12 protein-coding genes are annotated in these 14,454 nt (G+C 54.3%); 8 read left to right on the top strand and 4 right to left on the bottom strand.

Annotated elements, in window-relative coordinates; translation table 11 throughout:
* Positions 1 to 109 precede the first annotated feature (109 nt).
* Positions 110 to 2,131: a threonine--tRNA ligase gene (thrS, locus tag AC0JZ1_RS08775; protein WP_471882000.1), complete on the top strand. Its 2,022-nt coding sequence runs from the start codon at positions 110 to 112 to the stop codon at positions 2,129 to 2,131.
* Between the two features lie 163 nt (positions 2,132 to 2,294).
* Here the strand turns inward: thrS and AC0JZ1_RS08780 are convergent, their stop codons facing one another.
* Complete coding sequence (locus AC0JZ1_RS08780) at positions 2,295 to 3,260, bottom strand: hypothetical protein (RefSeq protein WP_471882001.1); 966 nt, start codon at positions 3,258 to 3,260, stop codon at positions 2,295 to 2,297.
* Between the two features lie 96 nt (positions 3,261 to 3,356).
* Here AC0JZ1_RS08780 and AC0JZ1_RS08785 point away from each other — a divergent pair, with 96 nt between their 5' ends.
* The 3 genes from AC0JZ1_RS08785 (at position 3,357) to AC0JZ1_RS08795 (ending at position 5,830) form a co-directional block, all read left to right on the top strand.
* Entirely contained in the window at positions 3,357 to 3,941 is a 585-nt protein-coding gene (locus AC0JZ1_RS08785) for a nitroreductase family protein (RefSeq protein WP_471882002.1), read from the top strand.
* Positions 3,941 to 4,546, top strand: coding sequence for a flavin reductase family protein (locus AC0JZ1_RS08790; RefSeq protein ID WP_471882003.1), 606 nt, complete (start codon positions 3,941 to 3,943; stop codon positions 4,544 to 4,546). The genes AC0JZ1_RS08785 and AC0JZ1_RS08790 overlap by 1 nt, the downstream gene beginning before the upstream one ends.
* Positions 4,547 to 4,819: 273 nt before the next feature.
* Positions 4,820 to 5,830 carry a DUF2336 domain-containing protein gene (locus AC0JZ1_RS08795; protein WP_471882004.1) on the top strand — a complete coding sequence of 337 codons (1,011 nt, stop codon included), beginning with the start codon at positions 4,820 to 4,822 and terminating at the stop codon, positions 5,828 to 5,830.
* Between the two features lies 1 nt (position 5,831).
* Here AC0JZ1_RS08795 and AC0JZ1_RS08800 read toward each other — a convergent pair whose 3' ends face one another.
* Positions 5,832 to 6,254 (bottom strand): hypothetical protein, encoded by a 423-nt coding sequence (locus tag AC0JZ1_RS08800; RefSeq protein ID WP_471882005.1) that lies wholly within the window; start codon positions 6,252 to 6,254, stop codon positions 5,832 to 5,834.
* Positions 6,255 to 6,329: 75 nt separating this feature from the next.
* On the opposite strand from AC0JZ1_RS08800, the gene AC0JZ1_RS08805 reads away from it, so the two are divergent.
* Positions 6,330 to 6,797: a GNAT family N-acetyltransferase gene (locus AC0JZ1_RS08805; protein ID WP_471882006.1), complete on the top strand. Its 468-nt coding sequence runs from the start codon at positions 6,330 to 6,332 to the stop codon at positions 6,795 to 6,797.
* A 13-nt stretch (positions 6,798 to 6,810) separates the two neighbouring features.
* Here the strand turns inward: AC0JZ1_RS08805 and AC0JZ1_RS08810 are convergent, their stop codons facing one another.
* Positions 6,811 to 7,935: an AI-2E family transporter gene (locus AC0JZ1_RS08810; protein ID WP_471883401.1), complete on the bottom strand. Its 1,125-nt coding sequence runs from the start codon at positions 7,933 to 7,935 to the stop codon at positions 6,811 to 6,813.
* A 433-nt stretch (positions 7,936 to 8,368) separates the two neighbouring features.
* Between AC0JZ1_RS08810 and AC0JZ1_RS08815 the strand changes: the two genes are divergently transcribed.
* A complete protein-coding gene (locus tag AC0JZ1_RS08815) occupies positions 8,369 to 8,713 on the top strand; it encodes a biliverdin-producing heme oxygenase (RefSeq protein ID WP_471882007.1) in 345 nt (114 codons plus the stop codon).
* Positions 8,686 to 11,238 (top strand): HWE histidine kinase domain-containing protein, encoded by a 2,553-nt coding sequence (locus AC0JZ1_RS08820; RefSeq protein ID WP_471882008.1) that lies wholly within the window; start codon positions 8,686 to 8,688, stop codon positions 11,236 to 11,238. Before AC0JZ1_RS08815 ends, AC0JZ1_RS08820 begins: the two co-directional genes overlap by 28 nt.
* 28 nt (positions 11,239 to 11,266) lie before the next feature.
* On the opposite strand, the gene parE is transcribed toward AC0JZ1_RS08820, so the two are convergent.
* Entirely contained in the window at positions 11,267 to 13,330 is a 2,064-nt protein-coding gene (parE, locus tag AC0JZ1_RS08825) for a DNA topoisomerase IV subunit B (protein ID WP_471882009.1), read from the bottom strand.
* A gap of 209 nt (positions 13,331 to 13,539) precedes the next feature.
* Here parE and AC0JZ1_RS08830 point away from each other — a divergent pair, with 209 nt between their 5' ends.
* A complete protein-coding gene (locus AC0JZ1_RS08830) occupies positions 13,540 to 14,424 on the top strand; it encodes an alpha/beta hydrolase (protein ID WP_471882010.1) in 885 nt (294 codons plus the stop codon).
* Positions 14,425 to 14,454 lie beyond the last annotated feature (30 nt).

Below are 14,454 nucleotides of genomic sequence, written 5' to 3' on the forward strand. Positions count from 1 at the left end.
CTTTACTCCAACAGGTTTCGCGCGTATCAACGCCCGCGTTGCACGCCGCACGGCGCGGCGAGATTAACCACCCGCATTCGTTGGCGGGACTGGATAACAGGAGAAAACAGTGTCCGTTTCCCTCACATTTCCCGATGGCTCCATTCGCACTTACGATGCTGGAACGACTGGCATTGCTGTCGCCGAGTCTATTTCGAAGTCGCTTGCCAAGAAGTCTATTGCAATAGCGATCGATGGCGACGTGCGCGATCTCTCTGACCCCGTTACTGAGGGCAAGATCGAGATCATAACCCGTGCCGACCCACGTGCGCTGGAGCTTATTCGTCACGATGCGGCCCACGTTATGGCCGAGGCTGTTCAGGAATTGTGGCCCGGTACCCAAGTTACCATCGGCCCGGTAATTGAGAACGGCTTTTACTACGACTTCAAGCGCGTTCACCCGGACACTCAGGAAGATTGGCCCTTCACGCCTGACGATCTGCCAAAGATCGAAAAGAAGATGAAGGAGATCATCTCCCGCAACAAGCCATTCACCAAGCAAGTCTGGTCCCGCCAGAAGGCGAAGGATGTGTTTGCGGAAAAGGGTGAAGGCTTCAAGGTTGAACTGGTAGACGCCATTCCTGAAGATCAGGATGTGAAGATTTATTCGCAAGGCGACTGGTTTGACCTTTGCCGTGGTCCTCACATGGCCTCCACGGGTCAGATAGGCACTGCCTTCAAACTTATGAAGGTTGCTGGTGCCTATTGGCGTGGCGATTCTACGCGCCCAATGCTGACGCGCATTTACGGCACGGCATGGGCGGAGCAGGAGCAGTTGGACCAATATCTCCACGTTCTGGCAGAGGCCGAAAAGCGCGACCACCGCAAGCTTGGCCGTGAAATGGATCTCTTCCACTTTCAGGAGGAAGGTCCGGGCGTAGTGTTCTGGCATGGCAAAGGCTGGCGCATGTTCCAGACCTTGACGTCCTATATGCGTCGCCGTCTTGCCAACACCTATGAAGAGGTCAATGCGCCGCAGGTCCTTGACGCATCTCTGTGGGAAACCTCCGGTCACTGGGGCTGGTATCAGGAGAATATGTTTGCGGTAAAATCCGCCTATGCATTCACGCATCCCAAAGATGAAGAAGCGGACAACCGCGTGTTTGCTCTGAAGCCGATGAACTGCCCCGGGCACGTTCAAATCTTCAAGCACGGATTGAAGTCTTATCGCGAAATGCCTGTTCGCCTTGCGGAATTTGGAACAGTACATCGTTACGAAGCATCTGGTGCTTTGCACGGTCTGATGCGCGTCCGCGGCTTCACGCAAGACGATGCGCATGTGTTCTGCACCGAAGAACAAATGGCAGCGGAATGCCTGCGGATCAACGATCTGATTCTTTCGGTCTACGAAGACTTTGGATTCAGCGAGGTTGTCGTGAAGCTTTCTACGCGACCTGAAAAACGCGTGGGTTCTGATGAGCTTTGGGATCGTGCTGAGAGCGTTATGATGGACGTTCTGAACACGATTGAAGAGCAATCCGGCGGTCGCATCAAAACCGGAATTTTGCCAGGTGAGGGCGCATTTTACGGGCCGAAGTTCGAGTACACCTTGAAGGATGCTATTGGTCGCGAATGGCAGTGCGGCACCACGCAGGTGGACTTCAATCTGCCGGAACGGTTTGGCGCATTCTACATCGACCACAACTCCGACAAGAAGCAGCCGGTAATGATCCACCGTGCCATTTGCGGTTCGATGGAACGCTTCCTCGGCATCCTCATCGAGAACTTTGCGGGTCATATGCCGCTATGGTTCGCACCGCTTCAGGTGGTGGTCGCCACCATCACATCTGACGCAGATGATTATGGTCGTGAAGTTGCCGAAACGTTGCGCGAGGCAGGTCTGATCGTCCAGGAGGATTTCCGCAACGAGAAGATCAATTACAAGATCCGTGAGCACTCGGTGACGAAGGTTCCAGTCATCATTGTCTGCGGTCGTCAGGAAGCGGAAAACCGCACGGTCAACATCCGCCGTCTCGGCTCACAGGCGCAGACGCCAATGTCTCTGGCCGATGCTGTGGCTTCGCTTTCGGATGAAGCAACACCGCCGGACGTGAAGCGCCGCCAGACCGCACGCAAGGCTGCTGCTGAATAACAAAGAGGCTTGGCATCTGATCAAGATGCCGGGCCTTTGCTTCTTAGAGCGGTTCATCCTTTCACGGAAACGCTGAGCCGCTTCAAGCCTTTGTTTGTGCGCATTTCCGGACTGAAAACCGGTTCCCACATTTCCTGGAAATGCTCTAAGCTATTGGCTCCCGTCAGTCCGCATCAACGTCGGTGGCTTGCTGCTCCTTCATCAGAACTTCCACATCCGCATTCTTGCCGGATTCGACCGAAAATTCTTTCTGGTAGATCTTGTCCTTGTTGCGCGCGACGGCGGTATATTCACCTTCGGCGAGAACCATGGTTGTGAAGGCGCTGACGCTTTCGCTTACCACATCGCCACCCGCCGTGAGAACCGACCAGGCGGTATCCGCGATTGCCTCTCCGCCTGCTTGCGAAACGAGCTTCAGTGTAATCTGCGCTGCCCGGTGTTGAAGGGTCGCTTCCGTCAGCTTACCGGGCTCCACCTGAATATCCGCACGCACGCTGGCGTTGATGTCTCCATATTCCGAAACAATGTGGTAGGTGCCGGTGTTCAAGCGAACAATTGTATTGGGCTTAACATTCGCCATGACCAACGCGCGCTCACCGTCCTCACGAACATCAGCGGAATAGATGGAAAAACGTAGCTTGTTGCCCGGCACCTGCTGATCACTGCCTGCCACTGCATTCAATACCAACCCGCCCGCATCGAGTACGAACGATGTCTTTTTGACTTCGCCGGTTTCCGGCACGGTGACTCGCTTTGTGATGCCAGCCCGTCCGAAGGCTACGTTGACGAAATAATCGCCCGGAGAGAGCTGTAGGTGAGCCTCTCCGCCTTCAGAGGTCGCCACCAAAGGCAGCTTCCCATCTGATCCAGGCGTAGGGCTGAACACACGCCAAGTGAGGCCGGTCTGCATGGAAGCACCGTCCGCCGTCAACTTTGCCTCCAGCGTCACATCCCGGGCTGCAGGACCGGTGCGGCCGACTGTGCCGCTAAAGGCATTCAATTTCGGCATCTTGGTCGTGCTGTCCAGTTGCTTGAATGCTTTGAATGCATCTTGCGCTTCAACGCAGGGCGCAAACAGGCTCACACCGCTCAGTGCGAGCATGATGGCCTTTCGGGAAACTGCGCTCATGGAGGATGCCAACCGTTGACTCTTGAACTTACCAAGGCCACTTCAAAACCAACCAAGCGGCAATTTCAAGATCAACTCATCGATAGAGACCGTCTAATGCCAATTCAGCAGCCTTTGTTTGATTATTTAAGCACTCGTCGCTCGACTCCTGCTTTGCAGTTGAAAGAGCCTGGCCCGTCGGCGGAGGAGATCACATCGATTCTCACCCTGGCATCGCGCGTGCCTGACCATGGAAAGCTGGCACCATGGCGCTTCATTGTCTATCGCGGAAGAGAACGCGAAATACTTGGAGAAGATCTCCTAAAAATCGCGTTGGCGAAGACACCTGACCTAAGCGCTGAGCTTCAGAATGTTGAGCGCACCCGCCTTTGCCGTGCACCTGTCGTGATTGCGGTTGTCAGCACGGCGGGGCCGCATGTGAAAATTCCGGTATGGGAGCAGGAACTGTCAGCCGGTGCGGTGTGCTTGAATATGTTCATGGCAGCTAATGCGCATGGTTATGCAGCCAATTGGCTAAGTGAATGGATTGCCTACGATGACGAGGCCAAGCGCATATTGGGCATTGCTTCCGAGGAGAAGGTGGCTGGCTTTATCCACATTGGTTCCACAGATTTTCCACAGACGGACCGACCACGCCCGGAACTGTCCGAAATCGTGACCTGGATCGGTGGGGACAAGTGATGTTTTATGCCACCGCAGAAAATGCTCACGGGCTTTCACATGATCCATTCAAGGCCATCGTGGCACCTCGGCCGATTGGCTGGATTGGCAGTCGGGGCGCGGATGGCTCCATAAACCTCTCTCCCTATTCATTTTTCAACATTGTGTCTGATCATCCCAAGATCGTAATGTTTTCTTCCAGCGGCTACAAACATAGCTGCCGCAACGCTGAAGAAACCGGTGTCTTTACGGCAAGCCTTGTCAGCCGAAATCTGGTGGAGCGTATGAATGCCTCCTCCGCCCCGGTAGATTACGGCGTAGATGAGTTTGCACTATCCGGTCTGACGGCGGAGTGGGGAACTATGGTGCAGGCACCCTTTGTGAAAGAGGCCTATGCCGCTCTGGAGTGCCAAGTCACGGAAATCCGGCAACCCAAAGTGCTTGAAGGACCTCAATCGGATTCTGTGATGGTGTTCGGCCAAGTTGTGGGAATTCACCTCAGCGAAGACATCATTCGAGACGGGCGGATCGACATGAGCCTTTCCAGGCCTGTAGCGCGAATGGGCTATATGGATTATTGCGACGGCGGGGCAGATGTCTTTCAGCTAACGCGACCAAATAGATGATGTCCGGTTTTGCAATATCACTAATATTTGCAAGCGCTTGCTGACGTGCTTAATGGATATGGTGAACTGATCGTAAACCATTTCCCGTTAGCCTCACACTCAGATAAGTTTCAGGCGACTCAGTACCTGGGCGGGTTGGGGTGTGTTGTGATCATTGAAGCGTTTCTTTCCTGGTCGGAAACGGCAGTGGCCTCTGAAAGGGCGCGGGCAGCAAAGGCGTTGTGCGCCGCCTTTTTTCGCTTTTCAGACGCAGATCCTCAAAAACAAACTTCTTTGCATGCAATGCTTCATTTGCTGGATGATCCGGCCCCCATTGTGAGGGTCGCACTGTCTGATAGTCTTGCCGAGCATGAGGATGCACCAAGAGGGATTATTCTTGCCTTGGCTGAAGACCAGCCAGATGTGGCGTGTCCGATTCTCACGCTCTCGCCCATTTTGACAGATATGGACCTTGTTGATCTTGTTGGCCGTGGAACGGGCATCACACGAGCCTTGATCGCTAGCCGCTACAAACTCGCTCGCGGTGTCTCTGCGGCAATCGCAGAAGTGGGAGATGTGGGCGAAGTTCTGCTGCTGCTCGAAAATGAATCTGCTGATATCACACGTTACTCGTTGCGCCGAATTGCCGAGAGACACGGCCAAGATGCCGAAATTCGTAACCTTCTGCTTGGGCGACCTGAGCTGCCGCCGGAAGTTCGGGATCTTCTCGTTCATAAAGTGAGTCAGGCACTCGCAGGCTCGTGGCTTGTCCAATCCACGCTTTCAGCGCCCCGCATTGCTCACATCACGCGTGAGGCCGGTACAATCGCAGCTTTGACTGTTGCCAGCCAAGCGGGCGCGGAGGAAATGCCTTATCTCGTTGAGCAAATGCGAGAAGATGGCCGCTTGACGCCAGCGTTCTTGATGCATGCATTGTGCAGCGGAAGGATTGAATTCTTCGCTGCGGCAATTGTTGATCTTTCTGGCGTTGACGAGCGGCGCGTTCGCTCGATTCTCGCTACCGGACGTCATTTCGCTGTGCGCGCTCTTTACGAATCTGCTGGCCTGAACCGTCAGATCGCCGAAGTATTTGTGGCTGCGACCCATCTTTGGCGGGAGCGTTTGAGTGATGCTACCATCTGGACTGCCTCCACCATTTGCCGCGAGCTTATTGAACGGTATCCGCGCACAGCAGACCACTATTCGCCTGTCAACGAACTGCTGGATATGGTGGAAACAATGCAGATGCAGGAAGAGCGCGATTTGGCCCGCTATATGGTGGACGAGTCCGCGCTAGCGGCCTGATTTACCAAAGCCGTTTTGCGACCCAGGTATAGCCGCCTTGCACGACACGAACAGGACCATGCACCAGTTCGCGCATAGCTTCTTTCGATGGCAAAATGGAAGATACCTCTTCAATAGCTTTGAGCGCCAACGAGCGTTCATCAACCAGTTCTTCTTCCGGTGTTGGCACGGCTGGATTTGCGACCTGAGTGGCTGGTTGTGGCGAAGCAGGCTTTGCTGGCGCGGCTGCAATCTCTTTCGGGTTCTGGCAGACCGCGATAACAACCGGATAGGAAACGTTGGCGAAGTGGGCCAATTCCTTCTCTGACACTGCGTTGCACAATTCCACGCTGGTCCAGCGCTGCTTTAGTGTTGCAACATATTGGCAATCCCTCACACCATCGTCGCAACCCAGTATCGTCATCATAACCATTGCGGTAATCATCAATGAGTCCCCAGCCTTCAATGCGCTGATGATGAAGAGAAGAATTTAGCCTTTGTGAAGGCGGAGAATACAGACATGCAAAGCAAAGAGATTGACATCAGAAAAGAAAGCCCACGTCAGGAGGGTGTCCTGCGTCTTCTCGCCCTTTCGAATGCCTACGCTGCATCGCTATATCCAGCAGAGAGCAATCACATGGTGCCCGTAGACGAATTGGAGCAAGAGAATGTCTCGTTCTTCGTCGCACGTCGGGGTGATGACATTCTAGGCTGCGCTTCAATAGTTCGCCTGGATGATGGAACGGCAGAAATCAAGCGAATGTTTGTAGACGAGAACGCGAGAGGTCTACGCTTGGGCCAGCGTCTGCTCAACGCACTTGAGGGGGAGGCACGGGAGCACGACTTGTCCGCACTGCGCCTGGAAACAGGCATCTACCAGCCGGAAGCAATTGGTCTCTATCGCAAAGCTGGATTCGTGGAAATAGAAGCATTCGGTTCCTACCAGCCCGATCCGCTTAGTCTTTTCATGGAAAAGCGCTTCGTCTGAGACTTCAAGAGCCTCAAGTTACATTCGCTTTGGGAGCATCCGTCGGCGCAGCGGGCGGAAGCTCAACCAGATCGGCTCCCGCGGAAAGCTCCACCTCCCGTATCCATTCCCGCCAGATTGCGACCAAAAGCGCCATCAGCACTGGGCCGATAAAGAGGCCGAGGAAGCCCAAGGTCTTCACGCCGCCTACCAGACCGAAAAAGGTGGGCAGAAATGGAAGCTTGATCGGCCCACCCACGAGCTTCGGACGAATAGTTTTGTCCACGATGAAAAGCTCAACCGCACCCCAGACGAACAGAGCGACGCCTGCGAAAAGCGAGCCACTTGCGACCAGGTAAAGAGAAACCAGCGTGAAGGAGAGGGGAGCCCCGCCGGGGATAAGCGCCATGACGCCTGTAATCACCCCCAAGGTGACATGCGAAGGCACGCCCGCGATCCAGTAAGCAATGCCAAGCACAATGCCTTCACCGATTGCAATCAGGGTCATGCCCGTCACTGTGGAGGAAATCGTTGCGGGCACAACGCGGGAAATTCGCTCCCACCGTGAGGGCAGGATTCTTTCACCAAGCATATCCATCTGTCGGGCAAACGATGCTCCATCCCGATAGACAAAAAACAGCGCGATCAGCATGAATAACAGCGTGAGAAGCAGATGGAATGCACCATCGCCAGCAGCAATCACGGCGCGATAGATGTTTCCGATGTTGGCTCCGCTTACCAACTGCACCAGTTGGCCTATAGCGCCTGGCTCGCCGATATGGCGCTCCCACTGCAGCGATAGCCAATCTCCAATCATCGGAAGTTGAACGACCCAGATAGGCGGCGGTGAACCTACGCGGTTAATCTGGATGGCCCATCCAATCCAATCCCTCAGTTCACCAATGGCATAGGTGAGGGCAATACTGATCGGTATGATGATGAAGCTGAGAACACAGATGATGGCAATCGTTGCACCAATCGTGGTGTTCCCACCAATGCGACGCAGAAGATCTTTATAGAGCGGCCAGCTCGCAAAACCGATGACAAGAGCCGCCAGAACGGGAATTACGAAGCCGTGGAAGAAATAGATCCCGGCAAAGACAATCAGCACCAAGAGCCAGCGAGCAGCGGAGATGGAGGGGATTAACGCCATGCGCATGGGTGCGACCGGCCCGAGCCAACGCGGTTCAGCCGTAGGTTTTTCCGAATTACGCACGATCGCCTGTCATCCCTGTTCGCACCTTTTACCCAATTCCATATAGGAGAGAAAAGGTGGCACTTTTAGCTATACCGAAAATTCAACTTTGCCGTAAGGCGCAGATGCGCTACAAATAAGACCATCGTCAACTCAGCATCTTCCCATCATGCCCCCATCTTCACGCCGCTTCCTTTTGCGGGAGCGCACGTCAAATCATCATGCTGCTGTAGACGCGGCGGTCGGATCGTTCCAAACATTGGAACATTACCGGACCTATCTTCAAGGGATTCTGGCCTTTCGGCAACCGCTTGAACGAAGCCTCATGCATGCAACATGGCCGGAACCCTTCGGTGTTTGGCGTCCGGAATCTCTCAGTCCGCTTATCATAGCGGACATGAATGATCTTAATGTAAATGTAGCGCAACAGCACACGAAGATTTCAGATGGTCTTGATCTGGAAAGCTTGCTGGGTGCGCTCTACGTTCTTGAAGGTTCGTCCTTAGGTGCGCGCATCCTTTATTCGCGCGCAAAAGAACTCGGACTGACGGACAAATTTGGTGCTCGGCATTTGGCAGGGCAGGCTCACTCTGGCGGTTTCAAGAAATTTCTTGAAGTTCTCGACGCGGCGCCAAACATTGATATGAACAAGGTTGTCGAGGCGTCCAGATCTGCTTTCAATCTCGCAGAAAGCGCCTTCCAAGGAAACTGTGAATGCATGATGCCCAAACGGTCGATCTGACAAACTGCGACCGCGAACCGATTCATATTCCTGGCAGCATTCAGGCCCATGGCGCGCTTCTTATGTGCGATCTCAGCGGCGGAATCATACTGCACCATTCCGCCAATCTCCCCCGTTTCCTCGGTGTACCGGAAAATCTAGCCGGGTTTCGATTGGAAGATGCGGTTGGTGCAGATGTCGCGCATACGTTGCGCAACGCCCTTGCGACCAGCGATGATCCTTCACGTCCGGCATTGAGGTTGAACCTCTCTCTGCCTGCAGGTTTGTTCGATGCAGCGGTTCATCGCACCGAACAGGGTGCTATCATTGAATTCGAACCGCATACGCTGCATTCGGATCAGCCGCTTGAAACGGCGCGGATGCTGATTAGCCGCATCCGAGCAATTTCTAGCATTGATGAGTTGGTCGAAAAATCATCGCGCCTCATCTTTGCGATGCTGGGGTATGATCGTGTTATGATCTATCGCTTTGAGCACGACGGTGCTGGCAAAGTGGTGAGCGAACACAAGCGACGCGATCTGGAAAGCTTCAAAGGACAATATTTCCCCGCAAGCGATATCCCGAAGCAGGCGCGCATTCTTTACCTCAAGAACACGATCCGGGTTATATCCGACGCAAGCGACGAACGCGTTTATCTTACCCCACCACTTGGCGCGGACGAGCAGCCGGTCGATTTGTCCTATGCGCATCTTCGCAGTGTCTCTTCCATTCACTGCGAATATTTGCGCAATATGGGCGTTGCGGCTTCCATGTCGATTTCGATCGTGGTGGATGGCGAGCTATGGGGGCTAATTGCCTGTCATCATTACTCTCCGCGCGCTCTTGCGATGCAGCAACGCGTGGCAGCAGAAATGTTCGGCGAATTCTTCTCGCTTCATCTCAGCGCCCTGAAGCAAAAACAAATCCTTGATACTGCTCAGAGCGCCCGTCGTTCGCTAGACAGATTGCTTCAGTCCGCATCGCAAACGGCAGACACCAATCAGCTTCTGCGCACTTCGCTGTTGGAATTTTCACGCATCATGCCGTGCGACGGTGTAGGTTTGTGGATTGATGGTACCTGGACCAGCCATGGTACAACGCCGCCGCTAACGCTGGTTCCCAATGTTGCGGAGTTCGTAGGGCAGGTTTCAAGCGGTCGCATATGGGGAACGGATCAGCTGTCTTTACACTTGCCAGAAGCAGCAACATTTTCCGCTGACGTCTGTGGCATGCTGGCCATCCCACTGTCTCAGCGACCCAAGGATTATCTGTTCTTCTTCCGTCGCGAATTGGTGCAAACGCTGAATTGGGCGGGAAACCCCGACAAGGCTTACGAAAGCGGGCCTTTAGGCGACAGATTGACGCCTCGAAAGAGCTTCGCCATCTGGAAGGAGACCGTTCATCTGAAGGCACAGCGCTGGACGGATGAAGAGCGGGAAATTGCGGAAGCCATTCGTGCCGTGCTTGTTGAGGTCATTCTCCATCACAATGAAATGCTGGCTGATGAACGTGGCAAGGCTGATGTACGTCAGCGAATGCTGAATGAGGAACTGAACCACCGCGTCAAAAATATCCTGGCTGTCATCAAGGCGCTTGTCGGTCATCCAGTGCGGGAAGGGCGCGACATTGGAGAGTATGTGGCGACCTTGAAAGGCCGAATTCAGGCGCTCTCTTTCGCGCACGATCAGGTGGTTCGGGGGTCGGATGGGGGATCGCTGAAGGATCTTCTGGAAGCGGAACTGAAGCCATACTCGGGTGAGCATCGCACCATTTCACTGGTTGGACCGGAACTGTGGCTGGACAGTCGGGCATTCTCCGTCATGGCGCTTGTGTTGCATGAAATGTCTACCAATGCAGCAAAATACGGATCGCTTTCGGAAAGCGGTGGCCGGCTCGATATTCATTGGCATCGCTTGGACACTGGAGACCTGGAATTAACCTGGAATGAGACCGGTGGCCCTCCAGTGAACAAGCCTTCACGGGCCGGTTTCGGTACCGTTCTTATCGATCGCAGCATCCCTTATGAGTTGGGCGGTGCGAGCCAGGTCGATTATGATACGCAGGGCCTTGCTGCCCGCTTCGTCATTCCCACTAAGCATGTGCAGGGGGGCGATAATAGCGAGCCGGAAGCCGAAACCGATCTCAACGTCGCATCAACCCGCGAGATCAATGATCTGTTGAGCAATATCGAGTTGTTGCTGGTAGAAGATCAGATGCTGGTAGCGGCAGATGTTGAAATCATGTTGGCCGAGAACGGCGTTTCGCAGGTCACGACGGCACCATCGGTCGATGAGGCAATGCGCCGGTTGAAGACTTTTACGCCGGATGTCGCAATTCTAGATGTGAACCTCGGTACGGGAACTTCACTGCCCGTCGCAGAGGAACTCGAGCGTCGCGGTGTGCCATTTATATTTGCGACGGGCTACAGCGATCGCTCCGTTGTACCAGCAAGCTTTGCAGCGCCTGTTGTGCGCAAACCCTATGAATCATCCGCCTTGATCGGCGCTGTTTTGAGGGTACTCGCGGCCAAAAACGCACTAAAATAAGGGCGGCGGCCAATGCCGCCCTTTCAACTCAGATATCCAGATTATCTGCGAAGGCTGCACGTTCCTGAATAAAGCGGAAGCGGGCATCTGCCTTCGTACCCATCAGGTTGTCGACCGCTTCTCGCGTGCCTTCAAAATCGATTTCATCAATACCCACGCGAAGCATTGTACGCTTCGCTGGGTCCATGGTCGTTTCCTTCAACTGCTGCGGCATCATTTCGCCCAGACCTTTGAAGCGCCCGATCTCAACTTTTTTGCCCTTGAAGGTCGTTGCCATCAGCTCCGCACGGTGAGCATCATCACGGGCGTAAACGGTCTTCGCACCCTGGCGGATAACGTAGAGAGGTGGAACTGCGAGGAACAGATGGCCACCCCTGATCAATTCCGGCATTTCCTGGTAGAAGAAGGTAATCAATAGAGACGCGATATGTGCTCCGTCCACGTCAGCATCAGTCATGATGATAACGCGCTCGTAGCGCAAATCTTCTTCGCGATACTTGGTGCGCGTGCCACAACCGAGTGCCTGAATGAGATCTGCGATCTGTTGGTTGGCTGAGAGCTTTTCCCGACTTGCACTGCCCACGTTCAGGATTTTACCACGAAGCGGCAAAATTGCCTGATTGGTGCGGTTACGCGCCTGCTTGGCGGAGCCGCCAGCCGAGTCACCCTCAACGATGAAAAGTTCTGCACCTTCTGCAGTGTTCTGGGAGCAGTCTGCCAGCTTGCCGGGAAGGCGCAATTTGCGCACCGCGGTCTTGCGGTTGACTTCCTTTTCCTTACGGCGTCGAAGACGCTCCTCTGCCCGCTCGATAACCCAATCGAGCAACTTTGCTGCCTCGGCTGGATTGCCGGTGAGATAATGATCAAAAGGATCGCGCAGGGCATTTTCAACAATGCGCTGTGCCTCAACTGTCGCCAGCTTGTCCTTTGTTTGACCCACAAATTCGGGTTCGCGAATAAAGACGGACAACATGCCAACTGCAGAAATCATCACGTCATCCGTGGTGATTTCCTTGGCGCGCTTGTTCTGCGTCATTTCGGCGTAATTCTTGAGCCCCCTCAGTAGCGCGAGGCGAAGCCCCGCCTCGTGAGTGCCGCCTTCCGGGGTGGGGATGGTATTACAGTAGGAATGGATCTGCGGATCGCCACCATACCAAGTGACAGCCCATTCCAGGGCACCATGACCGCCAGTTTTTTCAGTTCGACCCGAGAAGATTTCGCGGGTGACCGTAAAATCTTTGCCAAGGGTTGCGGCAAGATAATCCTTCAAGCCGCCGGGGAAATGGAAAACAGCCTTTTCCGGGATTTCTCCACCGGGCTGCACGATCCCCGGATCACAGCTCCAGCGAATTTCCACACCACCGAAAAGATAGGCTTTGGAGCGCGCCATGCGGAAGATGCGCCCGGCATCAAATTTCGCGTGGTCGCCGAAAATTTGCGGATCTGGGTGGAACCGTACCCGCGTGCCGCGTCGATTATGCACGTCACCCAGTTCTTCCAGCCCGCCCTGAGGTATGCCTCGAGAAAAGCGTTGGCGGTAAAGCTTCCGATTACGGGCAACTTCGACTTCCAACACATCGGAAAGAGCATTGACGACGGAAACACCGACCCCGTGAAGTCCGCCGGAAGTCTCATAGGCCTTGCCATCAAACTTACCACCAGCGTGCAGCTTGGTCATAATGACTTCAAGGGTAGATTTGCCCGGAACCTGCGGATGCAGCTCAACCGGAATACCACGGCCATTATCCGTGACCGTCAGGAAGCCCTGTGTATCGAGATGAACTTCGATGAAATTCGCATGTCCGGCAACAGCCTCGTCCATGGAGTTGTCGATGACTTCGGCGAACAAATGGTGGAGCGCTTTTTCATCGGTTCCACCAATGTACATGCCCGGACGCATGCGGACCGGTTCTAGCCCCTCAAGAACGCGAATTGAGGACGCGTCGTAATTTTCCCCAGAGCTGGTAGGTGGCGCGGCAGGTGTGGCCGCTACGCGCGGGGCAGGGGTATTTGCAGCGCTTGCAGGAGCTTGTGCCGCAGCCTTGGGTGCCGTTTCCGGAATGCTGCCAAAGAGGTCGTTGGTGTCGTCCATGGGTCCGTAAATCTTGCCTGTGATTAAGGCATCAAGCGCGTAGTATATGCTGGTCAAGCAGCCCGTGGCTATCGAATCGCCTGCGAGTGTGCCAGATAAACGGCCCTTTAGCGATGCCTTGCGTCATTGCGCATGGTTACAACAGGATGTGCGCTGCCTTGAAACAATAGGCAAGACAGCGCGTGATGAGGAAGTGGATCGAACCCTTCATGTCCACAGATCATTTGAAAAAATGCGTGCTGTGCGGGCTTTTTCTGGCGCTCACCCTCACTCCAGCAGCGGCTCAGGATGGTCCGATTCGACCATTCAAGGATGATTTGTTTTCGCGGCAAACCGTTCTTCGCAGTGAAGATAATGGCGCGTTTCAAGTACTCGATTATCAGGAGTTGCGGGATATCAACGGTCGGGACGAAGAGCCGGAGAGGCGGGTTAAATCCCAATATGTTGATACCCGTGCTCGCGCGAGCCAAGTGAACGAGACGCTGACAGTGGGAAGCAGCCGCCTGGATGTCATGCGGGTTGGCAAGCAAAATCAGGCCAGCTTCACGGTTATCTTCATCCATGGCCGCGGAGGCGACCGTCGTTTGGGTGCAAATGACTACTCCTTCGGCGGCAACTTCAACCGGCTCAAGAACCTCACCGTGTTAAACGGCGGCGTATATTATGCGCCGTCTATCAAGAGTTTCGATCAGAAGGGTGTCGCAGATGTTTCGGCTCTTATCCGTTACGCTTTCGAGCTATCCGATGGCCGGCCCGTGATTCTGGCCTGTGCCTCGATGGGTAATATCATTTGCCAGAATATTAGCCGGGATAAGGAAGCCGTTCTTTATTTGAAAGGCCTTGCGGTGATGGGTGGACCTGCTGATCCCGGCTTTTTGTCAACACCAGCAGCCAAGCTCAAACTGCCGGTTTTCTTCTCCCACGGCAGCGCCGATAGCGTTTATCCAGCCGAGCAGCAAATCGCGCTCTACAAACAAATGCGAGCTGTCAAATATCCCACTATCTTCCGGCTTTTCCAGAGTGGTGGGCATGGAACCCCACTCAGGATGAGCGATTGGCGCGAAATTTTGAACTTTCTTCTGACTGCCGGTTGATCCCGAAGCTGCATTCTCATAACCACAGTT

The sequence above is a fragment of the Affinirhizobium capsici genome (assembly GCF_977018625.1).

What these genes read in the sequence shown, in the direction of transcription:
- AC0JZ1_RS08790 (WP_471882003.1), top strand. Translation starts at nt 3,941, where the DNA reads ATGTTTTATGCCACCGCAGAAAATGCTCACGGGCTTTCACATGATCCA.
- AC0JZ1_RS08830 (WP_471882010.1), top strand. Translation starts at nt 13,540, where the DNA reads ATGTCCACAGATCATTTGAAAAAATGCGTGCTGTGCGGGCTTTTTCTG.
- AC0JZ1_RS08810 (WP_471883401.1), bottom strand. Translation starts at nt 7,935, where the DNA reads ATGCGCATGGCGTTAATCCCCTCCATCTCCGCTGCTCGCTGGCTCTTG.
- AC0JZ1_RS08805 (WP_471882006.1), top strand. Translation starts at nt 6,330, where the DNA reads ATGCAAAGCAAAGAGATTGACATCAGAAAAGAAAGCCCACGTCAGGAG.
- AC0JZ1_RS08785 (WP_471882002.1), top strand. Translation starts at nt 3,357, where the DNA reads ATGCCAATTCAGCAGCCTTTGTTTGATTATTTAAGCACTCGTCGCTCG.
- AC0JZ1_RS08780 (WP_471882001.1), bottom strand. Translation starts at nt 3,260, where the DNA reads ATGAGCGCAGTTTCCCGAAAGGCCATCATGCTCGCACTGAGCGGTGTG.
- AC0JZ1_RS08820 (WP_471882008.1), top strand. Translation starts at nt 8,686, where the DNA reads ATGCATGATGCCCAAACGGTCGATCTGACAAACTGCGACCGCGAACCG.
- AC0JZ1_RS08815 (WP_471882007.1), top strand. Translation starts at nt 8,369, where the DNA reads ATGAATGATCTTAATGTAAATGTAGCGCAACAGCACACGAAGATTTCA.
- AC0JZ1_RS08800 (WP_471882005.1), bottom strand. Translation starts at nt 6,254, where the DNA reads ATGATTACCGCAATGGTTATGATGACGATACTGGGTTGCGACGATGGT.
- parE (WP_471882009.1), bottom strand. Translation starts at nt 13,330, where the DNA reads ATGGACGACACCAACGACCTCTTTGGCAGCATTCCGGAAACGGCACCC.